This window comes from Nocardia sp. CDC159 (assembly GCF_023740735.1).
GTDB classification, from domain to species: Bacteria; Actinomycetota; Actinomycetes; order Mycobacteriales; family Mycobacteriaceae; genus Nocardia; species Nocardia pulmonis.
Map to the genome: position 1 here is coordinate 109,282 of NZ_JAMRXH010000009.1, position 19,784 is coordinate 129,065.

The following is a 19,784-nucleotide window of genomic DNA, read 5'->3' on the forward strand; positions in this document are numbered from 1 at the left end:
CGGGGCCCCAGCAGGTCCGACGCGCGACCCCCGTGCGGTCGACGGGCCGAAGGTCCGAGTCGACCGGCCCGGATTGTCAGTACTCTGGGGTTTGATTGGCAGTACTCTGGGGGTTTGATGGCTGATCTTGGTCCTTCTGGTGGTCAGGGCGGTTCGGCACGAGCGCTTTTCGCGGCCAGGCTGATGGAGCTGTGGAAGGCCGCGGGTAATCCGACCTTGCAGAAGGTCGCGACCGCGGCCGACGCGCGAGTGAGCGCGGCGCGGGCGCCGGGTCGCGGGCGCGGGGTTTCGGTGCAGCGCATCAGTGACTGGCGCTCCGGCCGTAACGTGCCGTCCCGGTTCGAAACGTTCGAACCGGTGCTGCTGACGCTGATCACCATGGCCAGGGCGGCATCCGGTCCGGAGTCGCACGTGCTGGTGGACCGGTTGTCGTGGCAGCGGCTGTGGAAGGCTGCCGCCGCCGAACCCGATACGACAGCCGCTGCCGCGGCCGAGGCACCGGCTTTGACGGTGACGACCGCGCTGCGCCGGGATACCGACACGTTCGTCGGTCGCGATGACGAGGTGCGTCGAATCATCGCCGCGGCCGGACCGAACCGGGTGGTGTCGATCCACACCATCGACGGTATGCCCGGTGTGGGCAAGACCGCCCTGGTCACCCGGGCCGCGCATCTGCTGGCCGATCGGTTCCCCGATGGCCGGTTCTTCGTCGAGCTCAACGCCCACACGCCCGGACAGCACCCCGCCGAACCCTTCGACGTCCTGGCGACGCTGCTCACCGATCTGGGAATCGCGCCCGGCCGTATCCCCGGCACCCTCGCCGCTCGTCGGGATCTGTGGCGAGATCGGGTGTCGGACAAGCGAGTGCTGCTGGTGCTGGACGACGCCCGCGACCACGCTCAGATCGAGCCGCTGCTGCCGACCGGTCCCGGCTGCCTGACGTTGATCACCAGCCGCCGCAGGCTGGTCGCCCTCGACGGCGCCCTACCGCTGGCACTGGACACCCTCGAGCCCGATCACGCCGCCGATCTGTTCTGTCGCCTGGCCCACCGCGATCCGAGCGGCGACGACATCGCCGCGGTCGCCGAGATCGTCCGGCACTGTGGATACCTCCCGTTGGCCATCGGGCTGCTGGCCGGTCGGCTGGCTCACCACCCGGCCTGGACCATCGCCGATCTGGCCACCGACTTCGCCACCACGCGCGATCGGCTCGCCGAACTCGATATCGGCACCCTCGCCGTGCGCGCCGCGTTCACCACCTCCTACCAGAACCTGTCGGCACAGCAGCAGATCCTGTTCCGGCGATTGGGCCTGCATCCCGGCCCCGATCTCGACGCCTACGCCGTTGCCGCCCTGAACGACATCCCGCTTTCCCAGGCACGCCGAGCCCTGGAAGCCCTCTACACCGACCACCTGATCGACGAAACCACGCAGGGCCGCTACCGGTTACACGATCTACTGCGCGAATACGCCCGCACCCTGGCCGAGGGCGATCCGGTCGACGATCGCACCCGGGCCGTCGATCGGCTCTTCGACTACTACCTGGGCACCGCCCGTGCCGCCACGCGTTCGGCACAGTCCGATGCCTTGCCCGCCGCGGCACCGGACGTTTCGACGCTGACCTCCGCGCTCGCGTGGATGCGCGCGGAGCGAGCCAATCTGCTGGCCTGTCTGAAATTCGCCGCGTCGGACAATCAACTGTCCCGCGTTCTCGATCTGACCAAGGCGCTCACCGGTGAGCTGGAGCTGCACGGTCCCTGGCAGATCGCCGCCCCCTATCTTCGGCGCGGGGCCGGTGGCCGACACACCCGGGAGATCGTCGGCGACGCCAGCGACACGATACTCATGCCGATGGATCTGGGCTCGGCGGATTACCTCACCGACGACTGCTCCGTCGCGGCCGACCTGTTGCAGCAGGTACTGGACACGCACGGCGACATCGACGCTGCCACACACGCGTTCGCCCTGCGCATCCTGGTGTGGACACGCTTCCTCTCCGGTGATCACACGCTGGCGGCCGATGTGCTGGAGCGGGCGCTGACGACCTTTCGGACGCTCGGCGACCGACATGGTGAGGCCTTCGCTCTCTACCTGCTGGGCTGGCTCGGACATCTCACCGGCGACGACTCCGTCGCGGTCGAACTCGTGCAGCAGGCGCTGACGATTTATCAGGACATCGGCAACCGTGCCGGGGAAGCCTTCGCCCTCAGCGTTCTGGGAACGGTATACACCCACAGCGGTCAGTACCCGTCCGCGGCCGATGCGCTGCGGCGGGCGGCGTCGATCCATCGGGAGACGGGCCATCGATCCGACGAGGCCGTCGTCCACATCCTCTGGGCGGCGCTGCACATCGTGACCGACGACTATCCGGCGGCAATCAACCTTCTCCAGCCGGTGCTGGCGACCTATCTGGATATGGGTAACCGTCCGGGTGAGGCGTTCATCCTGAATGTCCTGGGTTGGATTCGGCACGTGACCGGCGATTACCCGGCCGCCGCCGAGCTGATGCAGCAGGCATTGGCGATCTTCCGGGAGATCGGCATCAACCGATTCGGCGTGGCGTCGACGCTCAACAACCTGGGCAGGGTGCGGTATCTGGAGGGAGACTTCGAGGCCGCGGAGGACCTCATCCGGCAGGCGCAGACGATCTACGACACGATCGGCAACCGCGTCGGTATGGCCGAGACGGTCGGCAACCTCGGCTGGGTGCGATATCTGACCGGGGATCACTCGGGCGCCGAAGCGCTGCTGCGGCGGGCTTTGACGATGTGCCGGGATATCGACCACCGAGCCGGTGAGATCGAGTCGCTCAACCGCATCGGTGCGTTGTTGACGACCTCCGGCGATCTCCGCCGAGCCCTGTCCACCTATCACGAGGCGCTACGGTTGGCCCGTCGCGTGCGGAGTTCGATCGAGCAGGCACGAGCCCTGGAAGGCTCCGCGCGATGTCGGGTGGGCCTCGGCGACCGCGGCACCGCCATGGCCGAGCTGCGCGAGGCGGTGCGGCTCTACGAACGCATCGGCGCCGCCGAAACCAAGTCCGCCGTGGCATTTCTCGCCGAGCTGTAGACCTTCTGCCCTCGATCAACCGGAAAGCGCCAGCGACAGCACGTCGCGGGTGTCGCAGCCCGCGGGCGCTGTCACAGTTTTCTCGGAAGCCGGGGCTGGATGCGAGTGCGCACCTGTTCCAAGGCGGCGACGGCGCTCCCCGGACGACTCATAATGGTGATGACGGCGATTCGATCGTCGTCGTCGAGTTGCAGCAGCGAAATCCCGTGCGTCGGCGAGTTGTCGACCAGGGCTCGAAAGAGCAGGGCGCGCACGGTGGCCGGGCCGGAATCCCAGGTGACGCCGGATAATTCGCCCATGTAGTGGTAGTGGTCGAAAGTATCGATGAGCGTGGTGAACACCGTTCCCGCGGCCGCTCGCCCGCGGTAGGGCTTCGACTCGACCGGTGAGTACAGTTCGAAATCCGGTGCCAGCAGGCCGACCATCGTTTCGACGTCGCGTGCGGCGAAGGCCTCCCGAAATCGGGTCACCGTATCGGCGAAGGCTGTGTTCGTGGCCATGAGGAGACTCCTTGGTCCGGCGGATCGGCCGGGGTCAGATGGATTTGAGGGTGCCGCCGTCGAGCACGATGTCGGCGCCGAGCAGATTGGTGGCTTTGTCGGCCACAACGGCGGTCTTGCCCGTCAGCCCTAGGTCCATGTCGTTCCCACCTTCCTGAACACTCGGTCGCTGGGCGAAGGCTATCCAATAGATAGTTGATATCGTTTCAGTATGCACTCGCTCGCGCCGGCGGGGCGGGCTGTGTGCACTTTCACAGTCTGTGGTGGCCTCAAGCTACTAACTTTAGGATAGTAGCAAGCCATTGGATAGTAGTTCGGAGGATTCGAGGGAGGAGGAGCGTTATGGCCGATCGAACAGAGGTCCACGGGGTTCCGCGAACACCTCCGCCCATCCGAAGCCTGAATCCACACGCCTGGAAAGGAATTGGTCATGACCACATCCGCTCCCGTGAACGCGGCCACCGGTTTGTCTTATCGGACTGTCGTTTCCGATCCGATCCCGATCGCGGGCATGCACTTGCCCGACGGGACCCCGATGATGTGGTCGCCGTTGACCACCACGCTCATCACCGGACAGCGCGACGCCGTTCTGGTCGACCCGCCCTTCACCGTCGATCAGGCGCAACGAATCGGCGACTGGATCGAGCAGTCCGGAAAGCGACTCACCCACATCTACATCACCCACGGTCACGGCGATCACTGGTTCGCCGCACCCACCCTGGTGGAACGCTTCCCCGGCGTCGTGGTCGTCGCCACCGAGGGAACCATCGCCCGCATGCGCGCGGCGGCGGGCCCGGCCCGGGAACAGATGTGGGATAGGTGGTTTCCCGGCCAGCTCCCCGAAACCCCGGTGATCGCCCAACCGGTCGGCGCCGACGGTTTCGAACTCGAGGGCCACCGGCTGCACGCGGTGCGGGCGGGCCACAGCGACACCGACGACTCCACCGCGCTGTACGTGCCCTCGATGGGCCTGGTCGTCGCGGGCGACGTCGCCTACAACGGCGTGCATCAATACCTTGCCGAAGGCGGCAACGGCGGACTCGAGGCCTGGTTGCTCGCCATCGATACGATCGCCGCACTCGAGCCCCGGATCGTGGTCGCGGGCCACAAGAACAAGGCGTTGCCCGACGACCCGACCGCCCTCGACGACACCCGGCGCTACCTGCGCGACGCCATCGGCCTGCTCGCCGACAAGCCCGGCCCGCGAGAATTCTTCGACAGCATGCTGGCCCGGTATCCCGATCGGCTCAACCCGGGCACGGTCTGGCTGTCCGCGAACCTGCTGCTCGGCTGAGCCGGCACACCGTCCCGCGGCACGTTGGCGCTATCATGTCGATAGTAACTTCCGTCGTGACGGGAAGAAGTGAGTCAAGTGGTGAGCCGCCGAAACCGACTGCGGGATCCTGACGAGGTGGAGCCGAGCGCTCGTCCCGCCGACGAGGAACAGCTGGACCTGTACTGCCCGTACTACGCGGCCGCGACGGACGTGCTCAGCCGCCGCTGGGCGGCGGTCGTGCTGCGCTCGATCCGCGCGGGCGCGACCCGGTTTCGCGACATCTCCGCGGCGGTTCCGGGCATGACCGACAAACTGCTGTCGCAACGACTGAAGGACCTCGAGGCCGAGGGTCTGATCGAACGCCTCGTCCACCCCACCACACCGGTCCGCGTCGAGTACCGGCTCACCGACAAGGGCGCGTCGCTGAGCGAGGTGCTGCTCGAGCTGAACCGATGGGCGCTGGAATGGATCGACCTGCCCGAGGACGCGCGCCCGAAGTCCGGAGGGTCGAGCCGGGGTCAGTAGTGAGTCCAGGCCGGATCGCGACCGGTGCGGGCCAGCACCCGATCGAGTAGGGGCGCATCCTCGGCAACGGGCACGGCCGGGGCGTACAACCCCGCTATGCCCTCGGCGGGGGTGATCGTCAACGCATCCAGCAGAATGGTCAGGCACGAGAAACGAGAGGCGGCCGAAGTCCTGGCCGCACCGCTGCCGGGCCGAGCTTCGTGTTGCCGGGGTAACCACCGTGATCTGCCCACCCGCGCGGCTATTGTCGAACTCACGCACGACTGAAGAACGACTTGGCGACCGGGACCGGAAGAACGTTGTCCACGGCGATCGGCGAGGAGGTCGACGGATGGGTGTTCGAATTCGCGTCGCGGGGGTGGTGGGTGTGGTGCTGGCGGCGGTGGCGGCGTCGGCGGGGGTGGTACGGGCGGAGCCCGGAGCGCGGCCCTCGGTGCTGGTGTTGACCGTGGCGGGCGGGGATTCGCTGGAGAGCGCGGCCAGTCAGCGGGTGGTGTTGCTGCTGTGTGCGCCGGTGGTCTGGGGGACGCATCCGAAGGCGGGGGCGGCCTGTGACGAACTGGGCGCGGCGGGTGGGGATTTCACCACATTGCAGGGGCCGCCGTTGCGGGTGTGCACGCAGGACTACAACCCGGTCACCATTGCGGCGGACGGCACCTGGAACGGTACGAGCGTGCGCTATCGGCAGACCTATCCCAATGCCTGCGCGATGGGGGATCGCAGCGTTTCGGTCTTCGAGTTCTGACTACGGCCGCGCGCCGACGGTTTTGGGTGCGCATGGCGGCACGGGTGAAACCCTCCGCTCGCATATCGGAGACCCGCGGTGAGCCAGCCTAATTCGAGCGGCGGCGGCGTTGCGCGACCACGGTCACCTCGTGGCGGTTGTGCTGCAGCTGTCGGGCGGCGATCAGCCGGTACTTGCCGTCGAGCAGGTCGAGACAGTGGCGGACGGTTCGGGTGGGCTTGTTGGGCGACAGCTTCAGGGTGACGATGGCCAGCCCGCCGGGGCGCAGCGCGCGGGCGGCATCGTTCATGATCTTGCAGGACAGCTCGGGGGCCATCTTCATATCGTCGACCACCACATCGAACTCCCGGCGGTGCTGCCGGAAGAACTCGCCCGCGGTCATCCGCAGATGCCGCACGCCGCGGTCGCGGGCCAGCCGGGGGTCCAGATCGGCCGGGTCGACGGCCCACACCTCGAGGCCGTACCGGCGCAGCACCTTCGTCCAGCCGCCCGGACTCGCCCCGAGGTCGAGGGCCGTCCCGTTCTCCGGTGCGGTGATGTCCAAGATCTGGAAGGCCTCCTCCAGCTTGAACTCCGCCCGCGAGATCTGATCCGCGTGCCGGGCCAGTCGGATCCGCCCGCCGGGCCAGTCGCTGAGCTGATCGACGGTCGCGGCCGCCCCGATCAGCAGGCCGTCGGCGACCACGCACAGCGACAGGGTGTGCGACATATTCGCTCGGCCGCTCGAAATGCCCAGCTCCGCCAGGACTTTCATGCTGTGGCGAGCCAGATCCGCGGTACCGTAGGGCAGCGGATTGGAGCCGGTGGTCCACACCTGGACGGCCAGCTCGCCGACGCCGAGTTCGGTGGCGACCCGCCGGATGTGCGCCCCGACGGCGTCGAGGTCCGCGGCGATCGCGACCGGCAACTCGGCCCGCTCGGTGGTCAGATGCCGAATGAACGGCAGCGGCCGGGTCCGGCAGGCGTGTGCCAGCTCGTCGAGGCGCAGGCCGGGGGCCGACACCCGGCCCAGGTCCGGGGCGAGGCGGCGGATCTCGGGGCGCCGGTCCGCGCCGAAGAGCTCGAGCAGGTCCTGCTCCGCCGCTCGGAAGTAATCGGGGGATGCGGAGAACAGCACTCTGCTCGGATCGTCGGCCACGGCCAGAGATCCTAGCCGAGCGGGCGCCCTCGCTATCGCCGCAGGTCAGCGGGCCGCTTTAGGTTGCCCGGCGGGCGCGTAGTAAGATCCTCCGGCTGGCTGTTCGACCGGGGTGTGGTCGGGGTGGCCATGGTCCTACGTTAGGATCGGTAAGGCTGGAGGTAGGAACGTCGACGGCCGGACGCCTCCTGAGCCCGAGGGCTTGTAAGAGTTTTCACCACGATACGGAGAGATGATGTCTAAGCACTGCGATCAATGCGGCAAGGGGCCCAGCTTCGGCCGTCAGGTGGCGCGTCTGGGTGTCCGCGCGCAGCACCGGCGCGTCAAGGGCCGCACGTCTCGCAAGTTCTACCCGAACCTCCAGTCGATCCGCACGGTCGTCGATGGGACGCCGAAGAAGCTGCAGGTCTGCACCTCGTGCCTGAAGGCGGGCAAGGTCGCTCGCAAGGTGCACTGAGCTCGAGGAGTTCGGCGCGTCGGGTCCGCATCAGGGAGATGCGGACCGACCACAGTTTCAACAGGTTCCTCGCACAGCCGCTCCCACGGGGGCGGTTTTTTATGGCTGCGCCGCCTCCGTATCGCTGTCAGCCCTTCGGGGAGAAGGGCGTCGAGGTCCGGTGACCGACGGCCCCGGAAAATGACGAGACTTCTCCGGCGCGGCGGGGATACATTCGCCCCATGGGGCACATCGATCTGAACGCGGTCTCCTTTGTGCTTCCGGACGGTCGAGTTCTGTTGGACGAGATCACGTTTCGGGTGGGTGAGGGGGCGAAGGTCGCGCTCGTCGGGGCCAACGGATCGGGTAAGACGACGCTGTTGCGCATGATCGCGGGAGAGATCGACCCGCACGGGGGCGCGGTGACCCGCAGCGGCGGCCTGGGGGTGATGCGGCAGTTCATCGACCGGGCGGGCGCCGACGTGCGGGATCTGCTGCTGTCGGTGGCTGCGCCGCGGGTGCGCCGGGCCGCCGCGGCGCTGGACGCGGCGCAGGCGGCCCTGCGCGAGCGTGACGACACCGCCGCCCAGATGGCCTATGCGACAGCCCTTTCCGAATGGGGCGACGCCGGGGGATACGAGGCCGAGGTGCTGTGGGACGTCTGCGCCGTGGAAGCGCTGGGTCTGCCCTTCGATCGGTGCCGGAACCGGCCGGTGCGAACGCTGTCGGGCGGGGAGCAGAAGCGTCTGGTGCTGGAGGCGCTGCTGCGCGGGCCCGACCAGGTGCTGCTGCTCGACGAACCGGACAACTTCCTCGATGTGCCGGGTAAGCGCTGGCTGGAGGATCGCCTGGTCGAAACGCCGAAGAGCGTGCTCTACGTGAGTCACGACCGCGAGCTGCTGGCGCGCACCGCCCGTGCCATCGTCACGATCGAACGCGGCGCGGCGGGCAATACCGCCTGGGTGCACGCGGGCGGCTTCGACACCTACCATCGGGCGCGAGCCGACCGCTTCGAGCGGCTCGACGAACTGCGGCGGCGCTGGGACGACGAGCGCGCCAAACTGCGTGCGCTGGTCCTGATGTACAAACAGAAGGCCGCCTACAACTCGGATATGGCCTCGCGCTACCGCGCCGCCCAGACCCGACTGGACCGGTTCGAACAGGCCGGACCGCCGCAGGCGCAGCCGCTGCGGCAGCAGGTATCGATGCGATTGCCCGGCGGGCGGACTGGTAAACGGGCCGTGGTGTGCGAGGGCGTGGAACTGACCGGGCTGATGCGGCCGTTCGATCTCGAGGTGTGGTTCGGCGACCGGGTGGCCGTGCTGGGTTCCAACGGCTCGGGCAAATCCCATTTCCTACGGTTGCTCGCCGCGGGCGGCACCGCGCCGGAACCGGAACACGAACCGGTCGGAGATCTGCCCGTCGAGCCCGTATCGCATTCGGGCACGGCGCGATTGGGGGCGCGGGTGCGGCCGGGGTGGTTCGCGCAGGCGCACGGGCGTCCGGATCTCGCGGGTCGCACCCTGCTGTCGATCCTGCATCACGGCGACGAACATCGATCGGGACTGCCGCGCGAGGAGGCCTCGCGCGTGCTGGCCCGCTACGAGCTGGCGGGCGCGGCGGAGCAGAGCTTCGATTCGCTGTCCGGCGGGCAGCAGGCCCGCTTCCAGATCCTGCTGCTCGAACTCGGCGGTGCGACGCTGCTGCTGCTCGACGAGCCGACCGACAACCTCGATCTGGTTTCGGCAGAGGCGCTGCAGCGCGCCCTCGCCGAATTCGAGGGCACGGTGCTCGCGGTGACCCACGATCGCTGGTTCGCCCGCGACTTCGATCGGTTCCTGGTCTTCGGCGGCGACGGCTCGGTGTACGAGTCGTCGGAGCCGGTGTGGGACGAGAGGCGGGTCGTGCGACCCTGACCGGCAAACCGACCTTCCGGTTGCGTCATCGGCTGGGGTCGTTACGCTGATGCTCGCTCTGCGCAGGGTTCTGCCAGGGGATTCGTCGGTCCGGGCAGTAGGTGACAGCGTGGGTGGCAACAGCTCTTCGGGGGAGGCGTTACGGGGGACGCTGGGTGTCGGGTCGATCGTCTTCATGGTGACCGCGGCGGCGGCGCCGTTGGGTGCGGTGGTCGCGTTGACACCGGTGCTGTTCTCGAGCAGCGGGTCGGTGGGGGCGCCGCTGTACTTCCTGGTGGCGGGGGCCGTACTGATGCTGTTCGCCGTCGGGTTCACGACGATGACCCGCTACGTCGAGAACGCCGGGGCCTTCTATTCCTATGTCCGGGCGGGCCTGGGGGAGCTGCCCGGGATCGGGACCGCGTTCGTGGCCGTGGTCGCCTACACCGCCATGCTCGGCAGCGCCCTCAGCTATGTGGGTCAGGTCGTGGTGCAGCTGGTCGAGCGCTGGACCGGCCACGGCGGTTCGCCCTGGCTGTGGGCGTCCGCGTTCGGCGTCATCGTGGGGCTGCTGGGCTACCGCAATATCGAGATCGGCGGTCGGGTGCTCGGGGTGGCCCTGGTGGTGGAGGCGGCGAGCGTGCTGCTCGTCGATCTGGCGATCGTGGCGCGCGGCGGGCACGACGGGCTGAGCCTGGCGTCGCTGTCACCGCTCGCGGCCACCACCGGCGCGCACGCCCCGGGGTTCGGGCTCATGCTCGCATTCCTCACCTTCACCGGCTTCGAAGCCACGGTCGTATTCCGCGGTGAGGCACGCGATCCCGATCGCACGATCCCGCGCGCCACCTTCCTGGCGTTGGGTCTGATCGGCACGCTGTACGCGTTCTCCGCCTGGGCCACGGCGGTGGGGGTGGGGACCGACCGGGTGCTCGAGGTCGCCGAGGCCGATCCGACGGGCATGTATCTGGATCTGGCGGCGGGCTTCGTCGCCCCGGCGATGCGCGATGTGCTGCAGGTGTTGCTGGTCACCAGCTATTTCGCCGGAGTGCTCTCGGTACACAACGTGGTCGCGCGTTATCTGTGGTCGCTCGGCGCACAGTCGGTCGCGCCCGAGGCGCTGGCGGCCGTGCACCCCCGGCACGGCTCGCCGGGGCGGGCGTCGCTGGTGACGACCGGGCTCACCGCCGCCATCCTGCTGAGCGCCGCGGTGCTGCGGATCGGCCCGCTGGATGTGTATCTGTGGCTGTCCTGGGCGGGCACCCTCGGCATTCTCGCGATGCTGCTGCTGGTCTGCCTGGCCGTCCTGGTCTTCTTCCGGCGGACCGGTCACGATCGGCGGCTGTGGCACACCCTCCTGGCCCCGCTCGGCGCGCTGATCGCGCTCACCGGCGCGCTCGCCGTGATCGTGCGGAACTTCACTCAGCTCGTCGGCGACGGCATCGCGCCGGTGTTGCTGCTGGCCGTGGTGCCGATCGTGTTCGGCCTCGGCATGATTCGCGCGCTCACCCTGTCCGCGCGGCGCGCGGACGCCGGGGTCACTGCCGCAGACGAGCCGCGAGATCGTTCCGGAAGAACTCGATGAACCCCTCCGGATCCGGCCCGGCGTTCTGCAGTACCACGTGGTCATAGCCCGCGTCGGTGTACTTGCGCACCGCCTCGACATACGCGGACGGATCGCTGCCGCAGGTGAACTGCTCGCGAATATCGTCCTCCCGCACGGTCTTCGAGGCCGCGGCGAAGTTCACCGGATTCGGTAGCTCGCTCATGACCTTCCATCCGGTCAGCGCCCAGCGGGAGGTCTCGAGCGCGGCCCGCGCCGCGGTGTGTTCGTCCGGCGCCCAGGCCACCGGCACCTCGGCATAGCGCGGCCCCTTGCCGCCGCCCCGCTGATAGGTCTCGACCAGATCGGCGCGTGGTTCGGTGGCGAACAGGCCGTCGCCCAACTCGGCCGCCAGCCGCGCGGCTTGCTCCCCGCCCGCGGCTACCGCGATCACCGGGAGCTCATCGGGCAGGTCGAAGACCCGGGCATCGGAGAGCTTCAGATGTTTGCCCTCGTACGATCGGTAGCCGCCCTGCCAGAGCAGCCGGATGATCTCCAGGGCCTCACGCAGCAGTTCGTGCCTGCCCTGCACCGACTCCGGGAATCCGGGTCCGACCACATGCTCGTTGAGCCGCTCACCGGATCCGACACCCAGCGTGAAGCGGCCCCCGGATATCAGCGCCAGCGTCGCCGCCGCCTGCGCGATGATCGCCGGGTGGTAGCGGACCGTCGGGCAGGTGACGCCCGTGGCCAAGCCGATGCGTTCGGTGCGGGCCGCGATCGCGCCCAGCACCGTCCACGCGAACGGCGAATGACCCTGGTTGTCCAGCCAGGGGTGATAGTGGTCGCTGATCTCCACGAAGTCGAAACCGGCTCGCTCGGCCAGCTCGGCCTGCCGGATCAGGTCGCCGGGCCCGAACGCCTCCGCGGCGAGCTTGTATCCGATCTGCACGAATGCCTCCCTCCGAGATGTACGCGTCGCAGATCGGCTACCCGAGCGCCCCCTGGGCAAACGGGCGAGGAAGGCCACGTTTCCGGCCCGCCGAATCGGTCAAGATCGTTTCTGGATGAAAGGAGTGCATATGACCACGGTTGCCGAGCAGTTGGTGCGGACCTTACAGCGGGCCGGGGTGCGACGGGTCTACGGCGTGGTGGGCGACAGCCTCAATCCGATCGTCGATGCCATCCGCCGCACCGACGGCATCGACTGGGTGCATGTCCGGCACGAGGAGACCGCCGCCTTCGCCGCCGCGGCCGAGGCCCAGGTCAGCGGGCGGCTCGCGGTCTGCGCGGGCAGCTGCGGACCCGGCAATCTGCATCTGATCAACGGCCTCTACGACGCCCATCGCAGCGGCGCGCCGGTGCTGGCCATCGCCTCGCACATTCCCTCGAAGGAGATCGGCACCGGCTACTTCCAGGAGACCCACCCGGAGCGGCTGTTCGTCGAATGCAGCCATTACTGCGAGCTGATCTCCCAGCCCGAGCAGATGCCGCGGCTGCTGACCATCGCCATGCAGACCGCGGTCGGCCGCGGCGGGGTGGCGGTGCTGGCCCTGCCCGGTGACGTCGCCGCGCGCACCGCACCCAATGCCGAACCGGCCGTGGTGCCGCTCGCCCAGCCCTCGCCGGTGGTGCCGCCGGAGCACACCGTCGCCGAACTGGCCGGGCTGCTCGACGCATCCGAGAAGGTCATGCTGTTCTGCGGGGCGGGCTGCCGCGACGCACACGACGAGGTGATGGCGCTGGCCGCGAAATTGGCCGCGCCCGTTGGCCATTCGCTGGGTGGTAAGGAGTGGATCCAGTACGACAATCCATTCGACGTGGGCATGAGCGGGCTGCTCGGCTACGGCGCCTGCTACGACGCCATGCAGGACGCGGATCGAATCGTCCTGCTGGGCACCGACTTTCCCTACGATGACTTCCTGCCGCAGGCCCGCACCGTTCAGATCGATATCGACCCGGCCCGGCTCGGCAGGCACACCCCGCTGGACCTGGCCGTGCACGGCGACGTCGGCGCGACCGTGCGCGCGCTGCTGCCGCGCCTGCGCGAGCGCACCGACCGCTCGTTCCTGGACCGAATGCTGCGCGAGCACGAGCGCGGCCTGCAGCGCGTGGTGGACGCCTACACCAGCAAAATCGAGCACCGCACGCCCATCCACCCGGAGTACGCGGCCGCGATCCTGGACGACGTCGCCGCCGAGGATGCGATTTTCACCGTCGACACCGGCATGGGAAATGTCTGGGCCGCAAGGTATCTCACGCCCAACGGCCGCCGCCGCGTGATCGGTTCGTTCCGGCACGGCAGTATGGCCAACGCCCTGCCGCATGCGATCGGCGCGCAGCTGGCCCATCCCGACCGCCAGGTGGTGAGCATCTCCGGCGACGGCGGTCTGTCGATGCTGATGGGTGATCTGCTGACCGTGGCGCTCTACGACCTGCCGGTCAAGATCGTGGTCTTCAACAACGCCTCGCTGGGCATGGTCAAGCTGGAGATGCTGGTGGACGGCTACCCGGACTTCGGAACCGACCATCCCGCAGTGGATTTCAGCGCCATCGCCGCGGGCTGCGGCATCCCGTCGGTGCGGGTGGAGAAGCCGACCGAGATCCGTGATGCGCTCACCGCCGCCCTCGGCCGTCCGGGACCCGCGCTGATCGAGCTGATCACCGATCCGAACGCGCTGTCCATCCCGCCCAAGATCACCGCCGCCCAGGTCCGCGGCTTCGCGCTGGCCGCGGGACGCACGGTCCTCGACGGCGGCGTGGGCAAGATGATCGAGCTGGCGCGCACCAACCTGCGCAATATTCCGCGGCCGTAGCGCGGGGCGGGAGTTGTCTACCCTGGTGCGATGAGCGTGGCACGTCGCGACGAATTCCTCACCAGCGGGCGGCAGAATCAGAAGCAGCGCACGCGAGAGGCATTGATCAACGCGGCGATCGCGCTGCTGCGCGACGGGCGGTCCCCGTCGATCGCCGAGGTGGCCGAGGCGGCGCGAGTATCGCCCGCCACCGCCTATCGGTATTTCCCGAATCCGCAGTCGCTCTACAGCGATGTGGCCATCCGCGAGCAGGCGTTTCGGGAGAAGTTCGATCCGGCGGCGCTGCACCTGTCCGATGATCCGCTCGATCGGCTCGAGACCGTGATCCGTTCCGTGGCGCGTACCCAGTTCGCCGACGAGGCGCTGTGGCGGGCCTCGCTGCGGGCCATCCTGGATCGTTGGTTCGAGCAGGCCGCCAAGGCCGAGCCGGAGCGGGTACCGGTGCGCGGTACCACCCGGTTGCGGTTGGTACGCCGTGCGCTGGCCCCGCTGTCGGATCGGCTCGCCCCCGCCGAACTCGACCGCCTCGTCAATGCCGTGGTGCTGGTCTGTGGGGTCGAGGCCATGGTCACCACGCGCGATGTGACCGGGCTCGAGCCGGAGGCGGCGACGGAGGTGATGGTCTGGGCGGCAAGGTCTCTGGTGCGGGCCGCACTCGACGAGGCGGACCGAGCCGACCGCCCGGGGCGATGATTATCGGGTGGTCTGTGCCACACGCTGTTTGGCCGCGCCCTCGCCGCGCATGACGGCGTCCCACCAGGAGCTGAGCGGGCTGGGGTCCGGCCAGACGACCGGATTCTGGGTGTTGCCCGACTCCTGCGCGGTGTTGGTGTTGTCGATCACGCTGTCCTCCTGAACCGCTACTTCTCGCCCGTGCTGGGCATCGAAGGCGCGAACGCTGCCTTCGCCGAGGCCATACCCGCGGGGTGTGGGGTCAATCCTCAACGCACACAGTTGTTTCGATGGTCCTCCGGGTGCGGGACCATCGCGCATGGACAGCCGACTGTCCGGCCGTACCCTGAGGTCTACCGGGTGGTGGCAAACCTCCCGTGACATTCGGGCAGACGCTGGTTGACTGTTTGTCATCGAATATTTCCCTACGGATGGAAAAGGTGGTGGTGTGCGGTGACCGAACCCGATGGCGGATCGGCGCTGGCGGGTCTGCTGGTGGCCGATTTCAGCAGGGTGCTGGCCGCGCCGTACGCCACGATGCTGCTGGCCGATCTGGGTGCGCGGGTGATCAAGGTCGAGCGGCCGGGCGGCGGGGACGACACCCGAGCGTGGGGCCCGCCGTTCGCCGACGGACAGGCCACCTATTTCCGATCGGTCAATCGCAACAAGCGCTCGCTGACATTGGATCTGGGCGATGTCGAGGACCAGCGCCGGGCCCGGGAACTGGCCCGGCGCGCCGATATCGTGGTCGAGAACTTCCGACCCGGGGTCATGGCGAAATTCGGCCTGTCCTACGAGCAGGTGCGGGCGGGCAATCCGGGCGTGGTGTACTGCTCGATCTCGGCCTTCGGCACCGCGGCGGGCGCCGCGCTGCCGGGTTACGACCTGCTGCTGCAGGCGGTGGGCGGACTGATGAGCATCACCGGCCCACGGCCCGGCGAACCCACCAAGGTCGGCGTCGCGGTGGTGGACGTGCTGGCCGGACTGCACGCGTCGGTCGGCATCCTGGCGGCGCTGCGATACCGCGAGGCCACCGGCCGCGGGCAGCACGTCGAGGTGAATCTGCTGTCGAGCCTGCTGTCGGGCATGGTGAATCAGAGTGCGGGCTACACGATGGCGGGGGTGGTGCCCGGCATCATGGGCAATCGGCATCCCTCCATCGCACCGTACGAGGTGTTCGAGACCGCCGACCGTCCGCTGGCCCTGGCCGTGGGCACCGACGGCCAATTCGCGGCGCTGTGCCGGGTGCTCGAGGCGGACGATCTGCTGGACGACGACCGGTTCGCCGACAATCCGAGTCGGGTCGCGCACGCGGACGTGCTGCGGGCCCGGCTCACCGAGGCGCTCGGTACCAGGACCGCGGACGAATGGTATGAACTGCTCACCCCGGCGGGTGTGCCCTGCGGTCCGGTCAACGATCTGGCCGGGGCGTTCGCGCTGGCCGACCGGCTCGGATTGCGGCCGCGGGTCGCGGGCGATCTGGTGGCCAATCCGATCGGCCTGTCCGAGACGCCCGCCCGATATCGCACGGCCCCACCGCCTCTCGGGGCCGACGACGCGGAACTGCTCGCCTGGCTGGACGAGGACTGATCCGGCGGAGACCGGCGAGGAGGGGGGATGTCGCCCTTGCGGATACCGCGGCCGGGTGTAGGTTACTGAAAGATAACCAGATCTCGGTTAGTGCGGTTCGGAACCTTGTGTAAGGGCGAGACAGTCGGCGTTGACCTGGTTGCTTCCCCGACGGCGGCGATGTCTCGTTGGTTGCCAACCTGACATTGCGAAGGGAGTGGACGATGGTCCGCTGGGGATCCGCAACGCTGGTCGCGACGGCCCTCGTATCGCTGAGCTCGATGTCCGGCGGGGTCGCCGCGGCGGAGCCGGTCCCGGCGATCGCCTCGCATGCCTCGGACACCGTCGGTTACGGGCCGGTCCTCGACAACGGGATCGCCGCCTGGATCACCTACGGAATGCTGCGGGATACCGATCTCGCGCCGCAGGGGGCGAACGACTGGACCTGCAAGCCGACGGCGGCACACCCGCGACCGGTCATCCTGTTGCACGGCACGTGGAACAGCTCCCTGGGCAGCTTCTCGCGCCTGTCTCCGCAACTGGCACAGGCCGGTTACTGTGTCTTCGCCCTGAACTACGGCCGCCCGGACGTCCCCGGTCCCGGGCTCGTCAAGCCCTGGATCGGCGCGATCGGCCCGATCGCGGAATCCGCGCGCCAGCTGGGCGCCTTCGTCGAGCGGGTACTCGCGGCGACCGGCGCCGACAAGGTGGACATGATCGGGCATTCGCAGGGCGGACTGCTCGCGCGCCAGTATCTGAAGGACGGTGGTGGCGCCGATCCGAACGATCCCGCGAAGAACAAGGTCGAGAAGATCATCACCTTCGGCGCCACCAATCACGGCACCACGCTGAGCGGAATCGGCAGCCTCGTCCTCGTGGCCCAGCAGAACCTCGGTACCGGTGTCATCCCGCTGATCGATGAGCTCATCGGCCCCGCCGGTCTCGAACAGCTCCCCGGCTCGGACTATCTCACGGCGTTGAACGCCGATGGCGACACCGTTCCCGGGGTCGAGTACACGGTCATCGCGACCCAATACGACGAGACGAGTTCGCCGTACTACGCGACGTATCTGACCGCGGGACCGGGCGCGACCGTGCACAACATCCTGCTGCAGGACGGCTGTCCGATCGACGTCTCCACGCACAACGACATGGGGTACTCGCCGCGGGTGACCTCGATCGTGTTGCGAGCGCTGGATCCGATCGCTTCGCCCGAACTGGTCTGTACGTTCAATCCGTGACCCTCGCCCCGGCAGGCCCTCGCCCCGGCGCGGTGCGCCGGGGCGAGGGAATGTCGGTCAGCCCCTCATTTGCTGGCCGTTTCTCCGGGCGGGGTGGACTACTTCCAGTCCACCTGTGGTGAGCGGTAGAAATTGATGCCCTGCACCGACCAGATCGGACTCTGCTTCGCCAGGCGCGTCCGATAGTTGTCCCAATTGTGGGTCGATGCCGGGGACCACCCGATTTCGGCAATGCCCGGCAGCCGCGGGAATGCCATGAATTCGATATCCGCGCTGGTGCGCAGGGTTTCCGACCACAGGGGCGCCTCCACGCCCGCGATGTGCTTCTCCGACAGGCCCTGCAGGAAGGTGGCCGGGTCCCAGTCGTAGGAATCCTTCACCTCGACATATCCGGCCCACTTCAGGCCCAGCGGGGTCTCGGGGTTGTACTTCATGTCCAGGTAGGCCTTGTTGGCCGGGGACATCAGGATCTTGTTACCGCGCTGCGCGGCCGCGACCACGTCCGCATTGCTGCGGGCGGGATCCCAATACTGCGGAATGGCCGAGGCGGGCGGTTCGGCGATCACGAAGTTGTGCCAGCCGGTCATCTTCTTGTCGTAGGTTTGCAGCATCGGCATGACCTTCTTGAAGAAGGCGATGTAGTCCTCGCGCGGGGTGGCGTGCGCCTCGTCGCCGCCGATGTTCAGATACGGTCCGGGGGTCAGGGCCGCCAGCTCCCGGATCACATCCTCGACGAATTTGTAGGTGGTCGGACTCGAGATGCACAGCGAGCTGTAGCCCACCTCGATATCGGTGCGCGGCGGCTTGGGGATGCCGTCGCAGTTCAATTCGCCGTAGGAAGCCTGGGCGGCGTTGACGTGGCCGGGCATATCCACCTCGGGCACGACCGTGATGTGCCGCGATGCCGCGTAGTTCACGATGTCGCGGTACTCCTCCTGGGTGTAGTAGCCACCCGGATCGCCGCCGACCGCGGTCTTGCCGCCGATCTCGGCCAGCTTCGGCCAGCTCTTGATCTCGATGCGCCAGCCCTGGTCGTCGGTCAGGTGCAGGTGCAGCGTATTGATCTTGTACTGGGCGATCTGATCGATATAGCGCTTGACCTGGTCGGGTTTGAAGAAGTGCCGGGCCACGTCGAGCATCGCGCCGCGCCGGGCGTAGCGCGGCTTGTCGATCACCGTGCCGCCCGCGACGACCCACTTCTGATTCTGCTTGGTGGTCTTGTTGATCGCCGCGGGGAACAGCTGGCGCAGCGACTGCACGCCGAGGAACAGGCCGTCGGTGGTGTTGGCCGTCAGCGTGATCTCCTTGCGATTCACGCTGAGCTTGTAGCCCTCGTTGCCGAAGCGCGGACCGGCGTCGCCGAGCTGCAGGGTGATACCGGACTTGCCCCGGTCGTGGCGGTCCACGACCGGAATGCGGAAGCCGGTGGCGGGGCGCAGCAGTCCGGCCAGATATTCCGCGACCTGCTTGGCCTGGTGTTCGGCGCGGATCACCGCACCCGGGTGCAGGACGAAGGTGCCCCCCGGATCGGGCTTGGCCTCCACCGGTATCGGCACGATATCGGTGACCGTCCGCTCCACGGCGTGGTCGAGGGCCGGTGGGTCGTCGGCGAGGGCGGTCCCGGGCAGGCCGAAGATGGCCATGCTCGCAATCGCGCCGAATACGAAGGGAGAGAGTAGTTTTCGCAAGGTGCACCTCCGAGAGACGAGGAGGGTCGGGCGCGAATCAGACTACAAGCCGCTCGGGTTTGTTCGGATCAATTCCGTTACGGTGCTGCGGCTTTCAGGTAAGGGGTGTAGCGGAAACGAGCGGAAAACGGGCGAGCGATTGCGCGATTGGATAGCCGAAGCGATGCCCAAGTGGCATGAAAAGGTCTGTATTACATCGCAACTCGATTAATCGGCACGGTGATCGGCGCTGAGCGAATCTGCGCATTCGAGCGGAGAACGATCACGCACTCGAGCGGTGCGGAAGCAGTAGGGGGTGCGCCGCGATCACGGTGAATGATCCCGGCCCGGCCGGGTAATCCGGAGACACGGTCCGCGGTACGAACTGGAGAGGAGATCGCGATGGGCGCCCGTCGTCTCGTCACCTTCGGCATGTGCACCGCCCTGGGCGTGGCCCTGCTCGGCACGGCCGCCGTGCCCGCGCGGGCCGAGGCGCCCGCCCCGGCAACCCCGGTCCTCTCTGCGTTCGATGCGGTGCCGAACCCGTTCAACTGCCTGTTGAGCACCGGTTCGGCGCTGTTCTGCCTCGGTCTGTAGAACTTCCCATGTTTGCGGCGGGCGGTCGTGGTTATAGCCGTGAGGCCCACTCGAACTAGGAGGAGACCCTTGGCATCGTTGATGCCGCTGATCGCTGC

Annotated in this window: 18 protein-coding genes; 12 read left to right on the forward strand and 6 right to left on the reverse strand. The window is 68.1% G+C overall.

Annotated elements, in window-relative coordinates:
* Window positions 1–117: 117 nt before the first annotated feature.
* Window positions 118–3,069 carry a tetratricopeptide repeat protein gene (locus NDR87_RS20750; protein ID WP_251914680.1) on the forward strand — a complete coding sequence of 984 codons (2,952 nt, stop codon included), beginning with the start codon at window positions 118–120 and terminating at the stop codon, window positions 3,067–3,069.
* A gap of 71 nt (window positions 3,070–3,140) precedes the next feature.
* On the opposite strand, the gene NDR87_RS20755 is transcribed toward NDR87_RS20750, so the two are convergent.
* Window positions 3,141–3,569 carry a nuclear transport factor 2 family protein gene (locus tag NDR87_RS20755; RefSeq protein ID WP_251914681.1) on the reverse strand — a complete coding sequence of 143 codons (429 nt, stop codon included), beginning with the start codon at window positions 3,567–3,569 and terminating at the stop codon, window positions 3,141–3,143.
* Window positions 3,570–3,999: 430 nt separating this feature from the next.
* On the opposite strand from NDR87_RS20755, the gene NDR87_RS20760 reads away from it, so the two are divergent.
* Together NDR87_RS20760 and NDR87_RS20765 are read left to right on the forward strand one after the other, a co-directional pair.
* On the forward strand, window positions 4,000–4,863 hold the full coding sequence (locus NDR87_RS20760; RefSeq protein ID WP_251914682.1) for an MBL fold metallo-hydrolase: 864 nt from the start codon (window positions 4,000–4,002) through the stop codon (window positions 4,861–4,863).
* A 117-nt stretch (window positions 4,864–4,980) separates the two neighbouring features.
* Window positions 4,981–5,370 (forward strand): helix-turn-helix domain-containing protein, encoded by a 390-nt coding sequence (locus tag NDR87_RS20765; protein ID WP_251914683.1) that lies wholly within the window; start codon window positions 4,981–4,983, stop codon window positions 5,368–5,370.
* On the opposite strand, the gene NDR87_RS37400 is transcribed toward NDR87_RS20765, so the two are convergent.
* Complete coding sequence (locus NDR87_RS37400) at window positions 5,364–5,492, reverse strand: hypothetical protein (protein ID WP_286013815.1); 129 nt, start codon at window positions 5,490–5,492, stop codon at window positions 5,364–5,366. The genes NDR87_RS20765 and NDR87_RS37400 overlap by 7 nt on opposite strands.
* 209 nt (window positions 5,493–5,701) lie before the next feature.
* Between NDR87_RS37400 and NDR87_RS20770 the strand changes: the two genes are divergently transcribed.
* A complete protein-coding gene (locus tag NDR87_RS20770; RefSeq protein WP_251914684.1) occupies window positions 5,702–6,115 on the forward strand; it encodes a subtilase-type protease inhibitor in 414 nt (137 codons plus the stop codon).
* A gap of 88 nt (window positions 6,116–6,203) precedes the next feature.
* Here NDR87_RS20770 and NDR87_RS37770 read toward each other — a convergent pair whose 3' ends face one another.
* Window positions 6,204–7,253 (reverse strand): SAM-dependent methyltransferase, encoded by a 1,050-nt coding sequence (locus tag NDR87_RS37770; protein ID WP_251914685.1) that lies wholly within the window; start codon window positions 7,251–7,253, stop codon window positions 6,204–6,206.
* 235 nt (window positions 7,254–7,488) lie between these two features.
* Between NDR87_RS37770 and rpmB the strand changes: the two genes are divergently transcribed.
* The 3 genes from rpmB to NDR87_RS20790 all read left to right on the forward strand — a co-directional run bounded on the left by rpmB (window position 7,489) and on the right by NDR87_RS20790 (window position 11,166).
* The gene (rpmB, locus tag NDR87_RS20780; protein ID WP_251914890.1) at window positions 7,489–7,710 is read left to right on the forward strand and encodes a 50S ribosomal protein L28; all 222 of its coding nucleotides are present in this window, start codon (window positions 7,489–7,491) and stop codon (window positions 7,708–7,710) included.
* A gap of 221 nt (window positions 7,711–7,931) precedes the next feature.
* Window positions 7,932–9,605, forward strand: a complete 1,674-nt coding sequence (locus NDR87_RS20785) for an ABC-F family ATP-binding cassette domain-containing protein (protein ID WP_251914686.1) — start codon at window positions 7,932–7,934, stop codon at window positions 9,603–9,605.
* 109 nt (window positions 9,606–9,714) lie between these two features.
* Complete coding sequence (locus NDR87_RS20790) at window positions 9,715–11,166, forward strand: APC family permease (RefSeq protein ID WP_251914687.1); 1,452 nt, start codon at window positions 9,715–9,717, stop codon at window positions 11,164–11,166.
* Here NDR87_RS20790 and NDR87_RS20795 read toward each other — a convergent pair.
* Window positions 11,120–12,076: an LLM class F420-dependent oxidoreductase gene (locus NDR87_RS20795; protein WP_251914688.1), complete on the reverse strand. Its 957-nt coding sequence runs from the start codon at window positions 12,074–12,076 to the stop codon at window positions 11,120–11,122. The genes NDR87_RS20790 and NDR87_RS20795 overlap by 47 nt on opposite strands.
* Before the next feature lie 124 nt (window positions 12,077–12,200).
* Here NDR87_RS20795 and NDR87_RS20800 point away from each other — a divergent pair, with 124 nt between their 5' ends.
* Both NDR87_RS20800 and NDR87_RS20805 read left to right on the forward strand, forming a co-directional pair.
* Window positions 12,201–13,940, forward strand: a complete 1,740-nt coding sequence (locus NDR87_RS20800) for a pyruvate dehydrogenase (protein WP_251914891.1) — start codon at window positions 12,201–12,203, stop codon at window positions 13,938–13,940.
* A 30-nt stretch (window positions 13,941–13,970) separates the two neighbouring features.
* A complete protein-coding gene (locus NDR87_RS20805) occupies window positions 13,971–14,633 on the forward strand; it encodes a TetR/AcrR family transcriptional regulator (protein WP_251914689.1) in 663 nt (220 codons plus the stop codon).
* Here NDR87_RS20805 and NDR87_RS20810 read toward each other — a convergent pair whose 3' ends face one another.
* Window positions 14,634–14,783, reverse strand: a complete 150-nt coding sequence (locus NDR87_RS20810) for a hypothetical protein (protein ID WP_251914690.1) — start codon at window positions 14,781–14,783, stop codon at window positions 14,634–14,636. It abuts the gene before it with no gap.
* 282 nt (window positions 14,784–15,065) lie between these two features.
* On the opposite strand from NDR87_RS20810, the gene NDR87_RS20815 reads away from it, so the two are divergent.
* Window positions 15,066–16,202: a CoA transferase gene (locus tag NDR87_RS20815; RefSeq protein ID WP_251914691.1), complete on the forward strand. Its 1,137-nt coding sequence runs from the start codon at window positions 15,066–15,068 to the stop codon at window positions 16,200–16,202.
* Between the two features lie 203 nt (window positions 16,203–16,405).
* Window positions 16,406–17,422 carry a triacylglycerol lipase gene (locus NDR87_RS20820; protein WP_286013817.1) on the forward strand — a complete coding sequence of 339 codons (1,017 nt, stop codon included), beginning with the start codon at window positions 16,406–16,408 and terminating at the stop codon, window positions 17,420–17,422.
* 98 nt (window positions 17,423–17,520) lie between these two features.
* Here the strand turns inward: NDR87_RS20820 and NDR87_RS20825 are convergent, their stop codons facing one another.
* Window positions 17,521–19,065, reverse strand: a complete 1,545-nt coding sequence (locus NDR87_RS20825; protein ID WP_251914692.1) for a beta-N-acetylhexosaminidase — start codon at window positions 19,063–19,065, stop codon at window positions 17,521–17,523.
* A gap of 426 nt (window positions 19,066–19,491) precedes the next feature.
* Between NDR87_RS20825 and NDR87_RS20830 the strand changes: the two genes are divergently transcribed.
* On the forward strand, window positions 19,492–19,686 hold the full coding sequence (locus tag NDR87_RS20830; RefSeq protein ID WP_251914693.1) for a hypothetical protein: 195 nt from the start codon (window positions 19,492–19,494) through the stop codon (window positions 19,684–19,686).
* Window positions 19,687–19,784: the final 98 nt, after the last annotated feature.

Coding starts and splice junctions, on each gene's coding strand:
- NDR87_RS20750 (WP_251914680.1), top strand. CDS start 118: ATGGCTGATCTTGGTCCTTCTGGTGGTCAGGGCGGTTCGGCACGAGCG.
- NDR87_RS20755 (WP_251914681.1), bottom strand. CDS start 3,569: ATGGCCACGAACACAGCCTTCGCCGATACGGTGACCCGATTTCGGGAG.
- NDR87_RS20760 (WP_251914682.1), top strand. CDS start 4,000: ATGACCACATCCGCTCCCGTGAACGCGGCCACCGGTTTGTCTTATCGG.
- NDR87_RS20770 (WP_251914684.1), top strand. CDS start 5,702: ATGGGTGTTCGAATTCGCGTCGCGGGGGTGGTGGGTGTGGTGCTGGCG.
- rpmB (WP_251914890.1), top strand. CDS start 7,489: ATGTCTAAGCACTGCGATCAATGCGGCAAGGGGCCCAGCTTCGGCCGT.
- NDR87_RS20785 (WP_251914686.1), top strand. CDS start 7,932: ATGGGGCACATCGATCTGAACGCGGTCTCCTTTGTGCTTCCGGACGGT.
- NDR87_RS20805 (WP_251914689.1), top strand. CDS start 13,971: ATGAGCGTGGCACGTCGCGACGAATTCCTCACCAGCGGGCGGCAGAAT.
- NDR87_RS20820 (WP_286013817.1), top strand. CDS start 16,406: ATGGTCCGCTGGGGATCCGCAACGCTGGTCGCGACGGCCCTCGTATCG.
- NDR87_RS20825 (WP_251914692.1), bottom strand. CDS start 19,065: ATGGCCATCTTCGGCCTGCCCGGGACCGCCCTCGCCGACGACCCACCG.
- NDR87_RS20830 (WP_251914693.1), top strand. CDS start 19,492: ATGGGCGCCCGTCGTCTCGTCACCTTCGGCATGTGCACCGCCCTGGGC.